17 protein-coding genes are annotated in these 19,639 nt (G+C 70.7%); 8 read left to right on the top strand and 9 right to left on the bottom strand.

From position 1 onward, the window contains the following. Window positions 1-29 precede the first annotated feature (29 nt). Together J7E94_RS12980 and J7E94_RS12975 are read right to left on the bottom strand one after the other, a co-directional pair. On the bottom strand, window positions 30-1,955 hold the full coding sequence (locus tag J7E94_RS12980; RefSeq protein ID WP_308344969.1) for a serine/threonine-protein kinase: 1,926 nt from the start codon (window positions 1,953-1,955) through the stop codon (window positions 30-32). A gap of 882 nt (window positions 1,956-2,837) precedes the next feature. Beyond that, on the bottom strand, window positions 2,838-4,544 hold the full coding sequence (locus J7E94_RS12975; RefSeq protein ID WP_215015138.1) for a glycerol-3-phosphate dehydrogenase/oxidase: 1,707 nt from the start codon (window positions 4,542-4,544) through the stop codon (window positions 2,838-2,840). Window positions 4,545-4,781: 237 nt separating this feature from the next. Here J7E94_RS12975 and J7E94_RS12970 point away from each other — a divergent pair, with 237 nt between their 5' ends. From J7E94_RS12970 to J7E94_RS12960, 3 genes are all read left to right on the top strand, one after another. Continuing rightward, window positions 4,782-6,011 carry a nucleotide sugar dehydrogenase gene (locus J7E94_RS12970; RefSeq protein WP_215015137.1) on the top strand — a complete coding sequence of 410 codons (1,230 nt, stop codon included), beginning with the start codon at window positions 4,782-4,784 and terminating at the stop codon, window positions 6,009-6,011. Between the two features lie 63 nt (window positions 6,012-6,074). Beyond that, window positions 6,075-6,275, top strand: a complete 201-nt coding sequence (locus J7E94_RS12965) for a hypothetical protein (RefSeq protein WP_215015136.1) — start codon at window positions 6,075-6,077, stop codon at window positions 6,273-6,275. Beyond that, entirely contained in the window at window positions 6,272-6,589 is a 318-nt protein-coding gene (locus J7E94_RS12960) for a type II toxin-antitoxin system PemK/MazF family toxin (RefSeq protein ID WP_374224432.1), read from the top strand. The genes J7E94_RS12965 and J7E94_RS12960 overlap by 4 nt, the downstream gene beginning before the upstream one ends. An 83-nt stretch (window positions 6,590-6,672) precedes the next feature. Here J7E94_RS12960 and J7E94_RS12955 read toward each other — a convergent pair whose 3' ends face one another. From J7E94_RS12955 to J7E94_RS12940, 4 genes are all read right to left on the bottom strand, one after another. Then, complete coding sequence (locus J7E94_RS12955) at window positions 6,673-7,797, bottom strand: GuaB3 family IMP dehydrogenase-related protein (RefSeq protein ID WP_215015135.1); 1,125 nt, start codon at window positions 7,795-7,797, stop codon at window positions 6,673-6,675. Window positions 7,798-7,943: 146 nt separating this feature from the next. Further along, the gene (gene guaB / locus J7E94_RS12950; protein ID WP_215015134.1) at window positions 7,944-9,443 is read right to left on the bottom strand and encodes an IMP dehydrogenase; all 1,500 of its coding nucleotides are present in this window, start codon (window positions 9,441-9,443) and stop codon (window positions 7,944-7,946) included. A 194-nt stretch (window positions 9,444-9,637) separates the two neighbouring features. Beyond that, window positions 9,638-10,267, bottom strand: a complete 630-nt coding sequence (locus tag J7E94_RS12945; protein WP_251056596.1) for a sigma-70 family RNA polymerase sigma factor — start codon at window positions 10,265-10,267, stop codon at window positions 9,638-9,640. 257 nt (window positions 10,268-10,524) lie between these two features. Continuing rightward, complete coding sequence (locus tag J7E94_RS12940) at window positions 10,525-11,136, bottom strand: response regulator transcription factor (protein ID WP_003948568.1); 612 nt, start codon at window positions 11,134-11,136, stop codon at window positions 10,525-10,527. Window positions 11,137-11,515: 379 nt separating this feature from the next. Between J7E94_RS12940 and J7E94_RS12935 the strand changes: the two genes are divergently transcribed. After that, entirely contained in the window at window positions 11,516-11,842 is a 327-nt protein-coding gene (locus J7E94_RS12935; RefSeq protein WP_215015132.1) for a WhiB family transcriptional regulator, read from the top strand. A 126-nt stretch (window positions 11,843-11,968) separates the two neighbouring features. On the opposite strand, the gene J7E94_RS12930 is transcribed toward J7E94_RS12935, so the two are convergent. Continuing rightward, a complete protein-coding gene (locus J7E94_RS12930) occupies window positions 11,969-12,868 on the bottom strand; it encodes a LysR family transcriptional regulator (RefSeq protein ID WP_215015130.1) in 900 nt (299 codons plus the stop codon). Between the two features lie 88 nt (window positions 12,869-12,956). On the opposite strand from J7E94_RS12930, the gene J7E94_RS12925 reads away from it, so the two are divergent. From J7E94_RS12925 to J7E94_RS12915, 3 genes are all read left to right on the top strand, one after another. Continuing rightward, on the top strand, window positions 12,957-13,661 hold the full coding sequence (locus tag J7E94_RS12925; RefSeq protein ID WP_215015128.1) for an MOSC domain-containing protein: 705 nt from the start codon (window positions 12,957-12,959) through the stop codon (window positions 13,659-13,661). 28 nt (window positions 13,662-13,689) lie between these two features. Beyond that, complete coding sequence (locus J7E94_RS12920; protein ID WP_215015127.1) at window positions 13,690-14,463, top strand: SDR family oxidoreductase; 774 nt, start codon at window positions 13,690-13,692, stop codon at window positions 14,461-14,463. An 87-nt stretch (window positions 14,464-14,550) separates the two neighbouring features. Next, window positions 14,551-15,264, top strand: coding sequence for an ester cyclase (locus J7E94_RS12915; RefSeq protein WP_215015126.1), 714 nt, complete (start codon window positions 14,551-14,553; stop codon window positions 15,262-15,264). Window positions 15,265-15,353: 89 nt separating this feature from the next. Here J7E94_RS12915 and groL read toward each other — a convergent pair whose 3' ends face one another. Next, window positions 15,354-16,985 carry a chaperonin GroEL gene (gene groL / locus J7E94_RS12910; RefSeq protein WP_215015125.1) on the bottom strand — a complete coding sequence of 544 codons (1,632 nt, stop codon included), beginning with the start codon at window positions 16,983-16,985 and terminating at the stop codon, window positions 15,354-15,356. Between the two features lie 132 nt (window positions 16,986-17,117). Then, window positions 17,118-17,426, bottom strand: a complete 309-nt coding sequence (gene groES, locus J7E94_RS12905) for a co-chaperone GroES (protein ID WP_030230757.1) — start codon at window positions 17,424-17,426, stop codon at window positions 17,118-17,120. A 547-nt stretch (window positions 17,427-17,973) separates the two neighbouring features. Between groES and J7E94_RS12900 the strand changes: the two genes are divergently transcribed. Beyond that, window positions 17,974-19,374: an FtsW/RodA/SpoVE family cell cycle protein gene (locus J7E94_RS12900; RefSeq protein WP_215015124.1), complete on the top strand. Its 1,401-nt coding sequence runs from the start codon at window positions 17,974-17,976 to the stop codon at window positions 19,372-19,374. Window positions 19,375-19,639: the final 265 nt, after the last annotated feature.

The following is a 19,639-nucleotide window of genomic DNA, read 5'->3' as shown; positions in this document are numbered from 1 at the left end:
ACGTCGCCGGGGCCGCCCGCGTCCCGAGGTCAGCCGAGCGACTGGAAGGTCTCGAAAGCGGTGGTACGCATCTGCGTGCACTCGGGGCCGTCCCACTGGTCGGCGGCGCAGCTGATCATGATGGCGTAGCCGTGCGTCGCGTCCATCTTGAAGCCGCGGTTGAGCACGCGGACCCGGATGCCGTTCTGCTCGCGCTCGAACTCCCAGTCGGCGACGGTGGGGTAGTTCCGGTAGCTCGTCGAGGTGATCCCGATCAGCTTGTAGTTCTTGCTGCTGGACTTCGTGCCGGGGGCCAGTGCGAGCCAGGCGGCGCGCGCGTCGTCCCCGGGGCGGTTGTTGTAGTCGACCTGGATCCGCGGGAAGCCGTCGTCACGGCTGTATATGCCGCCCGAGTTGGTGCCCGCTATGCCCGTCTGCTTGAAGCCCTCGGGCATCGCCATCGAGAAGTGGAACCCGGGATCCGTCATCAGGGCGTATCCCGCGGGGAGTCCGCCGCCCGAGCCTCCGGGCGAAGCGCCCTGCCCCTGGCCGGCGCTGCCGGTGCCGCCGCCACTGGCGGTGGACGGCGTCTGCTGCTGGCCGGCGCCCGGCTCGCCTGCGTTCGGGGAGGGCGGGGGCGAAGCCGGGGGGTTGCCCGGCTGGGCACCGCCCGGGGACTGGCTCGCTGACGCGGCCGGGGTGGGCTTGCCGCCGCCCTTGCCCTGGTCCTTGCGTCCACCGCCGGTGTCGTCGCCGCTGATGGCGTAGGCGATGAGCGAGCCGACCGCCGCCAGCACCACGACGACGGCGACTATCGCGAGCGCGATGGTGCGGCGCGCCATGACGTCGGTGAGCGGCGCCGCCACCGGGGCGGCCTTGGACTTGGGCTTGGCGGCCGGCGCGGCCGACGGATCCGGTGCCTCCGCTGCCGAGGCGGCCTTCGCGGCTGCGGCGCCCGCCGCCGCCTTGCGGGCCGACTTCAGGGCGGCGCGGGCCCGTTCGCGCTGCTCGCGCTCCCGCCGCTCGCGTTCCTTCTTCGCCGCCTTCTCGGCGGCCTTCTCCTCGGTGGCCTTGTCGGCGGCCTCCTTGGCGTCCGCGAGGGAGATCTGCCGGGTCTCGTCGGCGGCCGGGACCGGCTCGGGGGCCGGTACGGGCTCGGGCGCGTCGAGGACGGCCGTGAGCATCGCCCGCGCGCGGGCGTCGTCAAGCCGGTGGGCCGGATCCTTGGCGAGCAGGCCGTAGATGACCTCGGTCAGCGGACCGGCGTTCTTGGGCGGGTCCACCGGCTCGGTCATCACGGCGGTGAGGGTGGCGAGCGCGGAGCCCTTGTCGTACGGGGGCACGCCCTCGACTGCGGCGTACAGCAGACCGCCGAGCGACCACATGTCGGCGGGCGGGCCGGGCTTGTAACCCCGGGCTCGCTCGGGGGAGATGTAGGAGGGGGCGCCGACGAGCATGCCGGTGGAGGTGACGGAGGGGTCGCCCTCGACCTGGGCGATGCCGAAGTCGGTGAGGACGACGCGGCCGCTGGCGGCGATGAGCACGTTGGACGGCTTGACGTCCCGGTGCAGGATGCCCTGGCCGTGCGCGGCGCGCAGGACGTCGAGCACCGCGAGGCCGACCTCGGCGGCGCGGTGCGGGGTGAGGGGGCCGTTCTCGCGTATGAACTCGGCGAGCGAGGGCCCCTCGATGAGCTCCATGACGATCCACGGCCGGGCGTCCTCGTCGACCACGTCGTAGACGGTGACGGCGCCCCCGCTCCGGATCCGCGCAATGGCCTTGGCCTCGCGGAGGGTGCGGGTGATGAGGCGGCGCTTCTCGTCCTCGTCGACCCCGGTGCTGAAGCGGAGCTCCTTGACGGCGACGGTCCGACCCAGCGTCTCGTCCTCAGCCCGCCAGACGGTCCCCATCCCGCCCTGGCCGAGCACGGCCCCCAGCCGATACCGCCCGGCCAGCAACCGTCCTTGGTCCTTCACCGCCTTCGCCGCCCCGGCAGCCGCAGCCTCTCCCTTGGCCGCCTTCGCGGCCCCAGCCCCAGCCTTGCCAAGGCCCGGCCCGGCAGCCGCACCCTTCGCGTCCTCAGCCTCGACCGCGGCAGCCTTCGGCGCCCCGGCGGCGGCCTTGCCCGACTTCCCAGGCGCAGCCTCCGCCTTGGCAGGGTCAGCCTCCGCAGCCGCAGGCAGGGGCTTCGCATCCTCGGGCTCGTCAGCCTCAACCACCGGCTTGTCCGCGGCCGACCCGGCGGGCACAGCCTTGCCCGGCCCCGGCTTGGCAGCCGCAGGCCCCGGCTTCGCATCCTCGGTCCCGGCAGCCTCAACCACCGGCTTGCCCGCAGCCGACCCGGCGGGCACAGCCTTGCCCGGCCCCGGCTTGGCAGCCGCAGGCCCCGGCTTCGCATCCTCGGTCCCGGCAGCCTCAACCACCGGCTTCGCCGCAGGCGACCCCGGCTTCGCATCCTCGGGCTCGGCACTCTCGACCACCTGCTTGGGCCCGGGCTTCGCCACAGGCGGCCCCGGCTTGGCGACTGCAGGCACCGGCTTCGCATCCTCGGGCTCGTCAGCCCCAGCCACCGACTTCAACCCAGGCTTCGCCGCAGGCGCCTCGGCAGGCACCGAGTGCGCGTCCTCAGGCCCGGCAGGCTCAGCCACAGGCTTCGCCGCAGGCGTCTCCGGCTTCGACATGCGTCCCCTCTGCGATCGTGCCGCTGCTCCGCCTGCCCCAGCGGCCGAGCGACCCGGCGGCCGAGCGACCCGGCGGCCGGGGTCCGCGGTAACCCGCCCCGGCAGAACCCTCATTGTTCCTCACTCCGCAACGGACGGGCGCCCCGGGTCCGCGGTTCCCCTTTCCGCATCCCGGACTTACAACGGAACGATGTCGGGCGCCCCCAGCCGCGCCGCGTCCGCCGTCTGGTCGTCCGGCTGGCGCTGCGATTCCCGCTCCGCCTGAACCCGCTTCTCGTAGTGCTCCACTTCCTTCTCGATCTGCTGCTTGTCCCACCCCAGCACCGGCGCCATCAACTCCGCGCACTCCCGCGCCGACCGCGTCCCCCGGTCGAAGGTCTCGATCGAGATCCGCGTCCGCCGCGTCAGCACATCGTCCAGGTGCCGTGCGCCCTCGTGCGAGGCGGCGTACACGATCTCCGCCCGCAGGTAGTCCTCCGCCCCGGTCACCGGCTCGCCCAGCCCCGGATCGACGGCGATGAGGTCCAGCAGTTCCTCCGTCAGCGACCCGAACCGGTTCAACAGGTGCTCCACCCGCACCACATGAAGACCCGTGCGGGCCGCCAGCCTGGCCCGCCCGTTCCACAGCGCCCGGTACCCCTCCGCTCCCACCAGCGGCACGTCCTCCGTCACGCACTCCGCCACCCGCTGGTCCAGCCCGTGCACCGCCTCGTCGACCGCGTCCTTCGCCATGACCCGGTACGTCGTGTACTTGCCGCCCGCCACCACCACCAGCCCCGGCACCGGGTGCGCCACCGTGTGCTCGCGCGACAGCTTGCTCGTGGCGTCCGACTCCCCGGCCAGCAGCGGCCGCAGGCCCGCGTACACACCCTGGACGTCGTCGCGCGTCAGCGGCACCGCCAGCACCGAGTTCACATGCTCCAGCAGGTAGTCGATGTCCGCGCTCGACGCCGCCGGGTGCGCCTTGTCCAGGTCCCAGTCGGTGTCCGTCGTCCCCACGATCCAGTGCCGCCCCCACGGGATGACGAACAGCACCGACTTCTCGGTCCGCAGGATCAGGCCGGTGCTCGAATGGATCCGGTCCTTCGGCACGACCAGGTGGATGCCCTTCGACGCCCGTACGTGGAACTGCCCGCGCTCCCCGATCAGCGCCTGCGTGTCGTCCGTCCACACCCCGGTGGCGTTCACGACCTGCTTCGCGCGGATCTCGTACTCACCGCCGCCCTCGACGTCCCGCACCCGCGCGCCGACCACCCGTTCGCCCTCGCGCAGGAAGCCGACCACCCTCGCCCGGTTGGCGCAATGCGCCCCGTACACCGCGGCCGTCCGCACCAGCGTGGCCACGTACCGCGCGTCGTCCATCTGGGCGTCGTAGTACTGGAGGGCTCCGACCAGCGCGTCCTTGCGCAGGGCCGGCGCCACCCGCAGCGCGCGCTTGCGCGACAGGTGCCGGTGGACCGGCAGGCCCCGCCCGTGGCCGCTGGAGACCGACATCGCGTCGTACAGGGCGACGCCCGAGCCCGCATAGAGCCGCTCCCAGCCCTTGTGCTGCAAGGGGTACAGGAAGGGCACCGGCTTCACCAGGTGCGGGGCGAGGCGCTCCAGGAGCAGCCCGCGCTCCTTCAGCGCCTCCCGTACGAGGGCGAAGTCGAGCATCTCCAGGTACCTGAGCCCGCCGTGGATGAGCTTGCTCGACCGGCTGGACGTGCCGGACGCCCAGTCGCGCGCCTCCACCAGCCCCGTCGACAGGCCTCTGGTCACCGCGTCGAGCGCGGTGCCCGCGCCGACCACTCCCGCGCCCACCACCAGCAGGTCCAGTTCCCGCTCGGCCATCCGGGCGAGGGCCTCGGCGCGCTGCGCCGGCCCCAGTGTCGCTGTCCTCACGGCTGCCTCCCGTAGCTGCGGGTGATCCCGCTCACATCCCCCGTTTTCATGATTCTGACCGCCCGCGCCCACATCAGCCACCGCCTGTGGACAACACAAGGACGACCATCACTCGAGAATGCGGCATATCTGTCATATATACGCCTAACCTGACATTGCGCCAGCTTTTCGGGGCTCCTCCTGTCCACAGGGCTTGCGCGCGCATCCCCCTCATGTCAGGGAAGGGACGGCACCCCCATGCCCGCAGATCTCGCCGTCATCGGACTCGGCCATCTCGGCCTCCCCCTCGCCCAGGCGGCCGTCGCCGCCGGGATCGAGACGGTCGGCTACGACAGCGGTCCGGTCACGGACTCCACCCTCACCGCCGCCGAGATCCGCCGCATGTCGGCGGCCGGCTTCCGGGTCACCACCAACCCCGCCGAGCTGGGCAGGGTCCGCACCGCCGTCATCTGCGCCCCTACCCAGCTCGGCGCCGATCGCGCACTCGACCTCTCGGCCGTCGGCGAGGCCGGCCACGCGCTCGCCGCCCGCCTGCGCCCCCACACCACGGTGATCCTCGAATCCGCCGCCCACCCGGGCGTCACCGAGGACTACCTCCGCCCCATCCTCGAAGAGGGCTCCGGACTCCGGGCGGGCCGGGACTTCCACCTGGCCTACTCCCCCAGCCGCCTCGACCCGGGCAACCGCACCCACGGCATCTCCAACACCCCCAAGGTGATCGGCGGCCTCACCCCCGCCTGCACGGAGTCCGCGCACGCCTTCTACGCCCGGCTCACCGAGAAGGTGGTCCGCGCCCGAGGCCTGCGCGAGGCCGAGACCGTACAGCTCCTGGAAACCAACTACCGGCACGTCAACATCGCCCTCATGAACGAGATGGCGGTCCTGTGCCACGACCTCGGCGTCGACCTCTGGGACGTCATCCGCTGCGCCGAGACCAAGCCGTACGGCTTCCAGGCCTTCCGCCCCGGCCCGGGCGTCGGCGGCCACAGCGTGCCCCTCGACCCGAACTACCTCCCCCACACCACCCGCACCCCCGGCCACCCCCTGCGCATGGTGGGCCTGGCGCAGGAGATCAACAACCGGATGCCGCAGTACGTCATCCAGCGCTCCGCCACCCTCCTGAACGAGCACGGCAAGTCCGCGCGCGGCGCCCGCGTCCTGCTCCTCGGCGTCACCTACAAGCCCGACCTCGCCGACCAGGAGGGCTCCCCGGCCCGCGAGATCGCCAGCCGCCTCCTCGACCTGGGCGCGCTGATCAGCTACCACGACCCGTTCATCGCGGGCTGGCGGGTCAGGGACCAGCCGGTGCCCCGTGCCGAATCGTTGTACGAGGCCGCCGCCAACGCCGATCTGACGATCCTGCTCCAGCACCACCGCACGTACGACCTGCAAGGCCTCGCGGTGAAGGCCCAGTTGCTCCTGGACACCCGTGGCGCCAGCCCGGCGGGCGCCGCCCACCGCCTCTGAGAACCGGGCGCCGTTGTGCAACGTTCGCTGGACGGATGTTGCACAGCGCGCTAGCCTGGCTTCATGGCCACGACCATAGGGTTCCGCCCCACCGAAGAGGACGAGCGCATCATCGCTGCGGCCACGCGCGAGGGCGAGCGCACGAGCGATGTGATCCGGCGGGCCCTGCGGCTGCTGGAGCGGGAGGTATGGCTCACCAAGGCGCGCGCGGACGCCGAGCGGCTCGCCGACGAGGACCTGAGTGACGAAGCGGATGCCTGGTGATCCGGGGTGCCGTCTACCGGGTCGACTTCGGTGACGCCAAGCGCGGGCACGAACAGCGCGGCAAGCGGTACGGGCTCGTCCTCAGTCCGAGCTCCATGCCCTGGAACGTGACTACGGTCATCCCCACGTCGACCAGCGCCCAGCCTGCCGCGTTCCGGCCCCAGCTGGAATTCGCCGGCGTTCTCACGCGACTGCTCGTCGATCAGATCCGTACGGTCGACATCGCGTACATCCACGGCGACCCGGTCCACTACCTCGACCGGGACGAGATGGCCGAGGTCGAGCATGCCGTAAGCCTGTACTTCGGGCTCTGAGCCGGCCCGCACGGACCGACGCCGGAGGGCCGGCACCCCGCTCGGGGTGCCGGCCCTCCGGCGTACGTACGGAAAAGAGCCGGTCAGCGGCTGTGCTGCGAATCCGCGACCGTGACCTCGACCCGCTGGAACTCCTTGAGCTCGCTGTAGCCGGTGGTGGCCATCGAGCGGCGCAGAGCGCCGAAGATGTTCATCGAGCCGTCCATGGTGTGCGACGGGCCGGTGAGGATCTCCTCGGTGGTGCCGACCACGCCGAGGTTGACCTTCTTGCCGCGCGGCACGTCTTCGTGGACGGCCTCCATGCCCCAGTGGTTGCCCTTGCCGGGCGCGTCCGTGGCACGGGCCAGCGGGGAGCCCATCATCACCGCGTCGGCGCCGCAGGCGACGGCCTTCGGGATGTCCCCGGACCAGCCCACGCCGCCGTCGGCGATGACGTGCACGTACCGGCCGCCGGACTCGTCCATGTAGTCGCGGCGGGCCGCGGCCACGTCGGCGACGGCGGTGGCCATCGGGACCTGGATGCCGAGCACGTTGCGCGTGGTGTGCGCGGCGCCGCCGCCGAAGCCGACCAGGACGCCCGCGGCGCCGGTGCGCATCAGGTGCAGGGCGGCCGTGTAGGTGGCGCAGCCGCCGACGATGACCGGGACGTCGAGCTCGTAGATGAACTGCTTGAGGTTCAGCGGCTCGGCGGCGCCGGAGACGTGCTCCGCCGACACGGTGGTGCCGCGGATCACGAAGATGTCCACGCCCGCTTCCACGACGGCCTTGGAGAACTCGGCGGTGCGCTGCGGGGACAGCGCGGCGGCGGTGACGACACCCGAGTCGCGCACCTCCTTGATGCGCTGCCGGATCAGGTCCGCCTGGATCGGCGCCGAGTAGATCTCCTGGAGGCGGCGGGTGGCGGAATCCTCGTCCAGCTCCGCGATCTCGTCGAGCAGCGGCTGCGGGTCCTCGTAGCGGGTCCACAGGCCTTCGAGGTTCAGCACGCCGAGGCCGCCGAGCTCGCCGATGCGGATCGCGGTCTGCGGGGAGACGACCGAGTCCATGGGGGCGGCCAGGAAGGGGAGCTCGAAGCGGTACGCGTCGATCTGCCAGGCGATCGAGACCTCCTTCGGGTCCCGGGTCCGCCGGCTCGGGACGATGGCGATGTCGTCGAACGCGTACGCCCTGCGGCCGCGCTTGCCGCGCCCGATCTCGATCTCAGTCACGTGTGGTGGCCTTTCCTCTGGGTCTGCCCGTCCAGTATCCCCGAACCCCGGGGACCCGCGTTCCGGTGACCGCTGTACGGACGGTCACGCGAGAGGGGCGGACCCGGTCACCCGGGCCCGCCCCTCTCGGCTGAGCTGCTGAGCTGCTATCCCTTGCGGGAGTAGTTCGGTGCTTCCACCGTCATCTGGATGTCGTGCGGGTGGCTCTCCTTGAGGCCCGCCGAGGTGATCCGGACGAAGCGGCCCCGCTCCTGCAGCTGCGGAACGGTGCGGCCGCCGACGTAGAACATCGACTGGCGCAGGCCGCCGACGAGCTGGTGCACCACCGCCGAAAGCGGGCCGCGGTAGGGCACCTGGCCCTCGATGCCCTCGGGGATGAGCTTGTCGTCGCCGCCCACGCCCTCCTGGAAGTAGCGGTCCTTCGAGAAGGACTGGCGGTCGCCGCGGGACTGCATCGCGCCGAGCGAGCCCATGCCGCGGTACGACTTGAACTGCTTGCCGTTGATGAAGAGCAGCTCGCCCGGGGACTCCTCGCAGCCCGCGAGCAGCGAGCCGAGCATCACCGTGTCGGCGCCCGCGACCAGGGCCTTCGCGATGTCGCCGGAGTACTGGAGGCCGCCGTCGCCGATGACCGGGACGCCCGCGGCCTTGGCGGCCAGCGCGGCCTCGTAGATCGCGGTGACCTGCGGGACGCCGATGCCGGCGACGACGCGGGTGGTGCAGATGGAGCCGGGGCCTACGCCGACCTTGATGCCGTCGCAGCCGGCGTCGATCAGCGCCTGGGCGCCGTCGCGGGTGGCGACGTTGCCGCCGATGACGTCCACGCCGGAGTTCGACTTGATCTTGGCGACCATGTCGCCGACCAGGCGGGAGTGGCCGTGGGCGGTGTCGACGACGATGAAGTCGGCGCCCGCCTCGATCAGGGCCTGGGCGCGCTCGTACGCGTCTCCGGCGACGCCGACGGCCGCGCCGACGAGCAGCCGGCCGCCCTTGTCCTTGGCGGCGTTCGGGTACTGCTCGGCCTTGACGAAGTCCTTGACCGTGATGAGGCCCTTGAGGATGCCCGCGTCGTCGACCAGCGGAAGCTTCTCGATCTTGTGGCGGCGCAGCAGCTCCATGGCGTCCACGCCGGAGATGCCGACCTTGCCCGTGACCAGCGGCATCGGGGTCATGACCTCGCGCACCTGGCGGCTGCGGTCCGACTCGAAGGCCATGTCGCGGTTGGTGACGATGCCGAGCAGCTTGCCCGCCGGGTCGGTGACCGGGACGCCCGAGATGCGGAACTTCGCGCACAGCTCGTCGGCCTCGCGCAGCGTCGCGTCCGGGTGCACCGTGATCGGGTCGGTGACCATGCCGGACTCGGAGCGCTTGACCAGGTCGACCTGGTTGGCCTGGTCGGCGATGGAGAGGTTGCGGTGCAGGACGCCGACGCCGCCCTGGCGGGCCATCGCGATGGCCATACGGGCCTCGGTGACCTTGTCCATGGCGGCGGACAGCAGCGGAACGTTCACACGGACGTTGCGCGAGATGAGGGAAGAGGTGTCGATCGCGTCAGGCGACATGTCCGACGCGCCCGGCAGCAGCAGCACGTCGTCGTAGGTCAGTCCGAGCGTGGCGAATTTGTCGGGCACTCCGTCGGCGGTCATGACACCTTCCCAAATGGTCTTGCTCAGCGCGGATGTCCATGCTAACGGGATCCCGACGCGTCTCATTCCACGACCAAGGCCAAGCAGAAGTTTCATAGTTTCCTACGGAGATTTCTTCGGGGGATTTCCACGGAGGCTCCCGCGAGGAATTCCTCCTGCGCGCGCCTGCACGCCTACAAGCAAGCCCGCGGGCCCTACTGCTCGGCGAGCGCCCGCAGCCTGCTGAGCGCCCTGTGCTGGGCCACCCGCACCGCCCCGGGGGACATCCCGAGCATCTGCCCGGTCTCCTCGGCGGTCAGCCCGACGGCCACCCGCAGGACGAGGAGCTCACGCTGGTTGTCCGGCAGGTTGGCCAGCAGCTTCTTGGCCCAGGCGGCGTCGCTGCTCAGCAGTGCCCGCTCCTCCGGACCCAGCGAGTCGTCGGGCCGCTCCGGCATCTCGTCGGACGGCACGGCCGTACTGCCCGGGTGCCGCATGGCGGCCCGCTGGAGGTCGGCGACCTTGTGGGCGGCAATGGCGAAGACGAAGGCCTCGAAGGGCCGCCCGGTGTCCCGGTAGCGCGGCAGTGCCATCAGGACGGCGACGCAGACTTCCTGCGCCAGGTCCTCCACGAAGTGGCGGGCGTCACCCGGAAGCCGGGAGAGCCGGGTGCGGCAGTAGCGGATCGCGAGCGGGTGAACGAAGGCGAGCAGATCGTGCGTGGCCTGCTCGTCGCCCTCCACCGCCCGGTGTACGAGCGCGCTGACGGCCGGGGCACTGCCGCCTTTGGCGGCGCCGGTCGGGCCTGTGGCCGCGGGGGACCCCAGGGCTTCGTCGTCGCGCATCAATCCATGGTGCCTTGGCGCCGGAGCTTCCGCGGCACCGCGGCCGTTTTCGTGCATCGAAGCGTTATGAGCGGGTGCGCCTGAAGTCATCGTCTGCACCCCTCCCCTCCCGCTCGGCCGAATAGTCCCCGAGGACTCCCACACTCCAAGAATGCGGCACACCCTCAAGGATGCGGCATCGCGCACGAAGCGACACGTCCCCCGGATTGTGCCCCGCCAATCCCCGGGTGCGCACCGGACACGGCGGGGCCCAGGGATCAGCGGACCAGGCCCCAGCGGAAGCCGAGTGCCACGGCGTGCGCCCGGTCCGAGGCGCCGAGCTTCTTGAACAGCCTGCGGGCGTGCGTCTTGACCGTGTCCTCGGAGAGGAAGAGCTCGCGCCCGATCTCCGCGTTGGACCGGCCGTGGCTCATGCCCTCCAGCACCTGGATCTCGCGCGCGGTGAGCGTGGGCGCGGCGCCCATCTCGGCCGAGCGGAGCCGGCGCGGGGCCAGTCGCCAGGTCGGGTCGGCCAGGGCCTGGGTGACCGTGGCCCGCAGTTCGGCGCGCGAGGCGTCCTTGTGCAGGTACCCCCGGGCGCCGGCGGCGACCGCGAGGGCCACGCCGTCCAGGTCCTCGGCGACCGTCAGCATGATGATGCGGGCGCCCGGATCGGCCGAGAGCAGCCGGCGGACCGTCTCCACACCGCCCAGCCCGGGCATCCGTACATCCATCAGAATCAGGTCGGAGCGGTCGGCACCCCAGCGGCGGAGGACTTCCTCGCCGTTGGCAGCCGTCGTCACACGCTCGACGCCGGGCACGGTGGCAACCGCGCGACGGAGCGCCTCTCGGGCAAGCGGGGAGTCGTCGCAGACGAGGACGGATGTCATGACCGCCCTCCGCAGCTGCTGATGCGCGTCACCTTGAGCCTCCAGGCTGGTACGTATCGTCACCTGTGCGGTCGATGCTCCCGGACACCTGTCCGAGAACTTCTTGGTTCAACCGCCTTCGCACTCTCAACGATGGTCACTCGAAAGAGTTACGGGTCGGACGGACACGTTCGGCACTCTACGTGAGGACGCGAACACGGCGCAGGCGCCACAAGTCATCTGCCCTCCATCTGGAGCTATGCCCTATTTGGCGGCTTTCCTTCCGTTTCGCACATGTCTGAGGCTAGATTCCCAATGAGTCATATTTACATCTACTACGACAGTAGGTGTGGAGACATGGACCGTATCCGCCTCAGTACCGGCCCCAAGAGGACTACCAATGGCAGATTTCTCCCGCCTCCCCGGCCCGAACGCCGACCTCTGGGACTGGCAGCTCCTCGCTGCCTGCCGCGGGGTCGACAGCTCCCTCTTCTTCCACCCGGAAGGCGAGCGGGGCGCGGCCAGGAGCGCGCGCGAGGCCTCGGCTAAAGAGGTCTGCATGCGATGCCCGGTGCGTTCGGAATGCGCCGCGCACGCACTCGCCGTCCGCGAGCCCTACGGGGTGTGGGGCGGCCTCACCGAGGACGAGCGCGAGGAACTGATGGGTCGCGCACGACACCGGCTGATCCCCGCGTCGAGTGCGATCGGCCCGATCCCGCCGCACTGACCGGAACGCGACGAAACGCCTGAAGGAACGTTTCTTCGAATCGTTTGGACCTCCCGCACATCCGGGCGTGTCGCCGTCACGCCCGGAACGCCACCCGTTCGGCCGTACGGAAGACCATCCGTACGGTCAGCGCGCGGCGGCGCGTTCCAGCTCGGCCAGGGTCGCGGCCACGGCCGGGACCCTGGCCAGGTCGGGCAGGGTCAGCGCCACGACCTCCCGCTCGACGGCCGGCTCCACGGTCAGCGTGCTCACGCCCTTGGCCCGTACGGACTCCACGGCGAGCTCCGGCAGCACCGCGACGCCCAGCCCGGCCCCCACCAGACCGACCACGGCCGGGTAGTCGTCGGTCGCGAAGTCGATGCGCGGGGTGAAGCCCGCGCCCTCGCACACCTCCACCAAGTGGCGGCGGCAGCGCGGACAGCCCGCGATCCAGGGCTCGTCGGCCAGCTCCGCCATGCCCACCCGCTCGGCCCCGGCCAGCCGGTGCCCCTCGGGGACCAGCCCGACGAGCCGGTCGGTGAGCAGCGGCCGCACCACGAGGTCGTCCCACTCCGCGGTGGATCCGGAGGTCCCTCCGTAGCGGAAGGCCAGCGCGAGGTCGCAGTCGCCCTCGCGCAGCATCTCCACGGAGCGCGGCGGTTCGGCCTCGACCAGCGAGATACGGGTCCCCGGGTGCTCGGCGCGCATCGCCGCGAGGGCGGTGGGCACCAGGGTGGAGCTGCCGCTGGGGAAGGAGACCAGCCGGACCCGGCCCGCGCGCAGCCCGGCGATGGCCGCCACCTCCTCCTCGGCCGCGGTCAGCCCGGCCAGAATCCCCGCGGCGTGCCGGACCAGGGCCTCGCCGGCCTGGGTCAGGCGCATCTCGCGGCCGGTGCGGATGAGCAGCGGGGTGCCGGCCGACTGCTCCAGGGCCTTCATCTGCTGGGAGACGGCCGGCTGGGTGCAGCCGAGCTCGCGGGCGGCGGCGGAGAAGGAGCCGGTCCCGGCGACAGCGCGCAGAATCCGGAGATGACGTGCTTCGATCACCCGTCGAGCATAAGCCGCTCTTTGATGGCAACGCGAATAACCCAATAAGGCTTTGAGCCTGCCCGGCCGGCGTGATCCCATGGGGCCCATGCATCTGATCTCCGTGAACCTCGGCCGCGCCGCGGCCGCCGTCTACACCGACGCGGAAGGCGGGATGACCGGCCACGGCAAGCGCCCCGTCCCCGGGCCGGTCCGCGTCGCCGCCCCCGGCCCCAGGACCACCGGCCTCGGCAGCGGCCTGGAGGGCGACGCAGTCTGCGACCGCCGCCACCACGGCGGCGACCACCAGGCCGTCTACGCGTACGCCCGCGAGGACCTGGACTGGTGGGCGGGCGAGCTCGGCCGCGAACTGCCCGGCGGGCTCTTCGGGGAGAACTTCACCACCTCCGGCATAGACCTGAACACCGCGCGCCTTGGCGACCGCTGGCGGGTCGGGGCGGACCTGCTCCTCGAAGTGGCCTCGGCCCGCATCCCGTGCCGGACCTTCCAGGGGGTCCTCGGCGAAAGCGCCTGGGTCAAGCGGTTCACCCAGGCGGGCCGGCCGGGCGCGTACCTGCGGGTGATCGAGGAGGGGCGGGTCTCCCCCGGCGACACCATCGAGGTCGTCCACCGCCCGGACCACGACGTGACGGTGGAGCTGTGGTTCCGCGCCTTCACCACCCAGCACGACCTGCTGCCGCGCACCCTGGCGGCGGGCGCGGCCATGGAGCCGCAGGCCCACGACACCGTGCGCCGTTACATGGAGAAGTACGGGGCCCTGGAGAAGCACGCAGCCGGAGCCGGGGCTGAGTAGAACGGCCGCCTGGCACTAGGTTGCGCGTATGACGACTGCGTTGATTACGGGATCCACGGCGGGCATCGGCGCCGCCTTCGCCCGGCGGCTCGCCGCCCAGGGCCACAACCTGGTGCTGGTGGCACGCGACACCAAGCGGCTCGGCGAGCAGGCCACCGAACTCCACGACCGGCACGGCATCGAGGCCGAGGTCCTGGCCGCCGACCTCGCCACGGAGGAGGGCATCGCGGCGGTCGAGCAGCGCCTCGGCGACCGTACGCACCCGGTGGACCTGCTGGTCAACAACGCGGGCTTCGGCAACAAGGGCCGCTACCTCGAAGTGTCGATGGCCGACGAGCTGACCATGCTGAAGGTGCACATCGAAGCGGTGCTGCGGCTCACCTCGGCGGCCACCGCGTCGATGCGCTCGCGCGGCCGCGGCGGCGTGATCAACGTGGCGTCGGTGGCCGCCTTCGTACCGCGCGGCACGTACGGGGCCAGCAAGGCCTGGGTCGTGCAGTTCACCCAGGGCGCGGCGAGGGACCTGTCGGGATCCGGGGTGCGGCTGATGGCGCTGTGCCCCGGATTCGTGCGCACGGAGTTCCACGAGCGCGCCGGCATGGGCACCGACAACATCCCCGGCTGGATGTGGCTCGACGCCGACAAGCTGGTGGCGGCGGCCCTGGCCGACCTGGCGCGGGGCAAGACGGTGTCGATCCCGGACCCGCGGTACAAGGCGCTGATGGGCGTGGTGAAGCTGACGCCGCGCGGGCTGCTGGGCGGGGTGTCCTCGCGCACGGGGCGCAAGTACGGGCCTCAGTAGCCCGCGACTCGTAACTCGCTGGCAAACCGGCCGAATGGGCGAAATCTCCCTAAACTGGATATGTCCCACACCAGCCCGGGAGACGCCATGACATTCGTACAGATAATCGATTACAAGACCAGTCGGCAGGACGACCTCAACCAGCTGCTCGACCGGTACGTCTCGCAGAGCCAGGGCAAGCGCACGGTCACCCACAGCATCGTGGGCAAGGACCGCGAGGCAAAGAACCACTACGTGGACGTGGTCGAATTCCCCTCGTACGACGACGCCATGAAGAACTCTCAGCTCCCGGAGACCGACACGATGTTCCAGGAGATGGTGGCGCTGTGCGAGGGGATGCCGACCTTCACCAACCTCGACGTGGTCCGCGACGAGAACCTCAACAAGATGCTCGTGGACCGAATGTTCGACGAGTTGGCGATGTCGGGGGACCGGTCGGTCGCCGAGGAGATCTTCGCTTCCGACTACGTCGACCACGACATCTTCCAGGCCGACCCGAACACCAGCGGGATCGACGGCCTGATGGCGGACCTCGCCATGTGGCGGTCCGGCTTCGAGTTCACCTTCACCAAGGATGAGCAGCTCGCCGAAGGAGACTTCGTCACCACGATGTGGACCTGGAACGCCACGCACACGGGCGAGTTCATGGGCCTCGCGCCCACCGGCAAGAAGGTCAGCGCGACCGGCCAGACGACCTTCCGCTGCAAGGACGGGATGATCGCCGAAGGCTGGTGGCACTACGACGTCATGGGCATGATGCGCCAGCTGGGGATGGACCCGATGAAGTCGATGGGTTCATGAGCCCCCGACCCTGAACGGGGCAACGGGAAGGCCCCGGCCCCGCCGTACGAAACGGCGGAACCGGGGCCTCTCGCGTACTGGCGACAGCGTCAGTGACTGTGGCCGTGGCCACCGTGGCCGTGACCGGCGTCGCCCTCTTCGTCCGCCGGCTTCTCGACGACCAGGGTCTCGGTCGTGAGCAGCAGGGAGGCGATGGAAGCGGCGTTCTCCAGCGCGGAGCGGGTGACCTTCACCGGGTCGATGACGCCGGCCTTGACCAGGTCGCCGTACTCGCCGGTGGCGGCGTTGAAGCCCTGGCCCTTCTCGAGCTCGGCGACCTTCGCGGTGATGACGTAACCCTCGAGACCGGAGTTCTCGGCGATCCAGCGCAGCGGCTCGACGGCGGCGCGGCGCACGACCGCGACACCGGTGGCCTCGTCGCCGGTCAGGCCGAGGTTGCCCTCGAGGACCTTGACGGCGTGGACGAGCGCGGAGCCACCGCCGGAGACGATGCCCTCCTCGACCGCGGCGCGGGTCGCCGAGATGGCGTCCTCGAGGCGGTGCTTCTTCTCCTTGAGCTCCACCTCGGTGGCGGCGCCGACCTTGATGACGCAGACGCCGCCGGCGAGCTTCGCCAGGCGCTCCTGCAGCTTCTCGCGGTCCCAGTCGGAGTCCGTGGACTCGATCTCGGCCTTGATCTGGTTGACGCGGCCGACGACGTCCTCGTGGCTGCCGCCACCGTCGACGATGACCGTGTCGTCCTTGGTGATCGTGACGCGGCGGGCGGAGCCCAGTACGTCCAGACCGGCCTGGTCGAGCTTGAGGCCGACCTCCTCGGCGATGACGGTGGCACCGGTGAGGGCGGCCATGTCCTGGAGCATCGCCTTGCGACGGTCACCGAAGCCGGGGGCCTTGACGGCGACCGCGTTGAAGGTGCCGCGGATCTTGTTGACGACGAGGGTGGAGAGCGCCTCGCCCTCGACGTCCTCGGCGATGATCAGCAGCGGCTTCGAGGCGCCGGCCTGGATGACCTTCTCGAGCAGCGGCAGGAGGTCCTGGATGGAGGAGATCTTGCCCTGGTTGATCAGGATGTACGGGTCGTCGAGGACGGCCTCCATACGCTCCTGGTCGGAGACCATGTACGGGGAGAGGTAGCCCTTGTCGAAGGCCATGCCCTCGGTGAACTCCAGCTCCAGGCCGAAGGCGTTGGACTCCTCGACGGTGATGACACCGTCCTTGCCGACCTTGTCCATCGCCTCGGCGATGAGCTCGCCGACCTGGGTGTCCTGCGCGGAGAGCGCGGCCACGGCGGCGATGTCGGACTTGTCCTCGATCGGACGGGCGGTCGCGAGGAGCTCCTCGGACACGGCCTTGACCGCGGCGTCGATGCCCTTCTTCAGGGCGGCCGGGGACGCGCCGGCGGCGACGTTGCGCAGACCCTCGCGGACCAGCGCCTGCGCCAGCACGGTGGCGGTGGTGGTGCCGTCACCCGCGATGTCGTTGGTCTTGGTCGCCACCTCCTTCACGAGCTGGGCGCCCAGGTTCTCGTACGGGTCGTCCAGCTCGACCTCGCGGGCGATGGTGACACCGTCGTTGGTGATGGTGGGCGCACCGAACTTCTTGTCGATGACGACGTTGCGGCCCTTGGGGCCGATCGTCACCTTGACCGTGTCGGCGAGCTTGTTGACGCCGCGCTCGAGGGCGCGACGGGCGTCCTCATCGAACTTCAGAATCTTCGGCATGGGAGCGGTTCAGCCCTCTCGTTGCGATCCTCGGCCGCTCACCGCGACCGCCTAGAACGAACTGCGCCCCTCGCCCCCCGGCATCAGCAGGGTGACCAGGGGCGCAGCTCAATACAAAACTGGAGAAGCGAATTACTTCTCGACGATCGCGAGCACGTCGCGAGCCGAGAGGACGAGGTATTCCTCGCCGCTGTACTTCACTTCGGTGCCGCCGTACTTGCTGTACAGCACGATGTCGCCGACGCTGACGTCCAGCGGGAGACGCTGGCCGTCCTCGAAGCGACCCGGGCCCACCGCGAGGACGACGCCCTCCTGGGGCTTCTCCTTCGCAGTGTCCGGGATGACCAGGCCAGAGGCCGTGGTCTGCTCGGCGTCGAGCGGCTGGACCACAATGCGGTCCTCAAGCGGCTTGATGGCAACCTTGGAGCTGGCGGTCGTCACGATCCGACCTCCCCCTTCGGAGATCCGGGGTTAACTGTCTGAGGTGGCGACCAGGTCGATCCGTCGTCGCGGGTGCCGGACCTGCCTGTCGCTGTGTTGGCACTCACCCGGGGTGAGTGCCAGGTGTGACACTATTCCGGCGATTAGCACTCGGTCAAGCGGAGTGCCAATTTTCGCCGCTGATGGCGTCATCCCGACGGCCTCCGACCCCTCTCACCACCTCCTCCCAGGGGGTTCGGAAGGAACTCGGAAGGAACCGTGGGGAGGACCTCAACGTCGTAGACGATATGAAGATAAAGCGCCTCATTGCCGAGCAGATCGGGCCCAAGGCCACCGCGAACCCGAGCGCACCGGGCGCCGCTTCCACCTCGCCGGGCGCTACTTCCACCTCACCGGGCGCCGCTTCCACCCCACCGGGCGCCGTTTCCACCCCACCCGGCTTCTCAGCCTCCTCCGGCCAGGCCGGCCCCTCACTGCCCCCGGCCTCGCGTGAGGCATCACCCCCGCCGCCCTCCTCACCCGCCCCCGCGGACGGTGGCGGCATCCCGTGCGTGGACTGAAACCCCTGACGGCGGCGGGCGCCCGCCGCCGCACCGAGGCGCTGCTCCTGGTCTTCGTCGTCGCCATCGCCGTCTTCGGCCACACCTGCGCCGGCCTCGCCATGAACGACCAGCTGCCGCCCAACCTCACCGGCTTCGCGATCAGCATGTCGCTGCTCTCGCTCGTGGGGCACCTGGGCATCCGCCGGTTCGCGGCGTACGCGGATCCGCTGATCTTCCCGCTCGCCATGCTGCTGACCGGGCTCGGGCTGGTACTGATCCACCGGCTCGACCAGGGGTACATCGAGCGGTACAACTCGGACGCCAACGCACCCGGCCAGCTGATGTGGACGGTGGTCGGGGTCGCCGCCTGCATCCTGGTGGTGGCGCTGCTGCGCGACCACCGGCTGCTGCAGCGCTTCATCTACATCACGATGGCCGTCGCGCTGGTGCTGCTGATCGCGCCGGCGTTCTTCGGCGCGGACACCTACGGCGCCAAGCGCTGGATCATCCTCTTCGGCTTCTCACTCCAGCCCGGCGAGTTCGTGAAGATCATGATCGCGATCTTCTTCGCGGGCTACCTCGTCATCCACCGCGACTCGCTGGCCCTGACCGGCCGGAAGTTCCTCGGCATGCGGCTGCCCCCGATGCGCCAGCTCGGCCCCCTCATCACGGTGTGGATCGTCTCGATGCTGGTGCTGGTCTTCGAGCGCGACCTCGGCACCTCGCTGATCTTCTTCGGCGTCTTCGTGGTGATGCTCTACGTGGCCACCGAGCGCACCAGCTGGATCGTGTGCGGCCTGCTCATGGCGGCGTTGGGCGCCTTCGTGGTGGGCTCGACGGAACCACACGTCAAGGCGCGCGTGGCGGCATGGCTGGAGCCCCTGTCCTACTACTGGGAGAACCGGCCGGCGGGGGTCACCTCGGACCAGTCGGCCCAGGCCCTGTTCAGCTTCGGCACGGGCGGCATGTCCGGAACGGGGCTCGGCATGGGCCACCCGGAGCTGATCAAGTTCGCGGGCCGCAGCGACTTCATCCTGACGACGGTGGGCGAGGAGCTCGGCCTGGCCGGGGTCATGGCGGTCCTGCTCCTGTACGCACTCCTCGTGCAGCGGGGCCTGCGCATGGCACTCGGCGCCCGCGACCCCTTCGGCAAACTCCTGGCGGTGGGCCTGGCCTCGGCCCTGGCCCTCCAGGTCTTCGTGGTCGCGGGCGGCGTCACGGGCCTGATCCCCCTGACGGGCAAGGCCCTCCCCTTCCTGGCCAAGGGCGGCTCCTCCCTCCTGGCCAACTGGATCATGATCGCCCTCCTCCTCCGCATCAGCGACAGCGCGGAACGCCAACGCGAGGCAGACGCCCGAGGCCCAGCAGAAACAACGATCACACCGGTGGTGGGGGTGGCGGGGTAGGGGCCGGGCGGGGCCCCACCCACGCTCGGCGGCTGCCCACCCGCCTCCCTCGGCGGTGCAACCGAGACCCGGCAGATTGTCGAGCGGGGCCGGGCCCGGCCACATCCCCTCGGGCGGGTTCGCCCGGCGGGTCGGGGCTTCGGGGGTCGGGACCCGAGTGGGTCGGAAGCGGTGAGGGTTTGGGGGTTTCCCGTCAGTCTCATCGTCTCTCCGGTTCGGGCCGGTCCCTCAAGGGCGCTCCCTTCGGTCGCGTCGCTTCGCGATG

It is taken from the genome of Streptomyces sp. ISL-94, assembly GCF_018614075.1.
Taxonomy (GTDB): domain Bacteria; phylum Actinomycetota; class Actinomycetes; order Streptomycetales; family Streptomycetaceae; genus Streptomyces.
The sequence above is the reverse complement of the archived record's forward strand: the minus strand, read 5'-3'. Positions and strand labels throughout refer to the sequence as shown.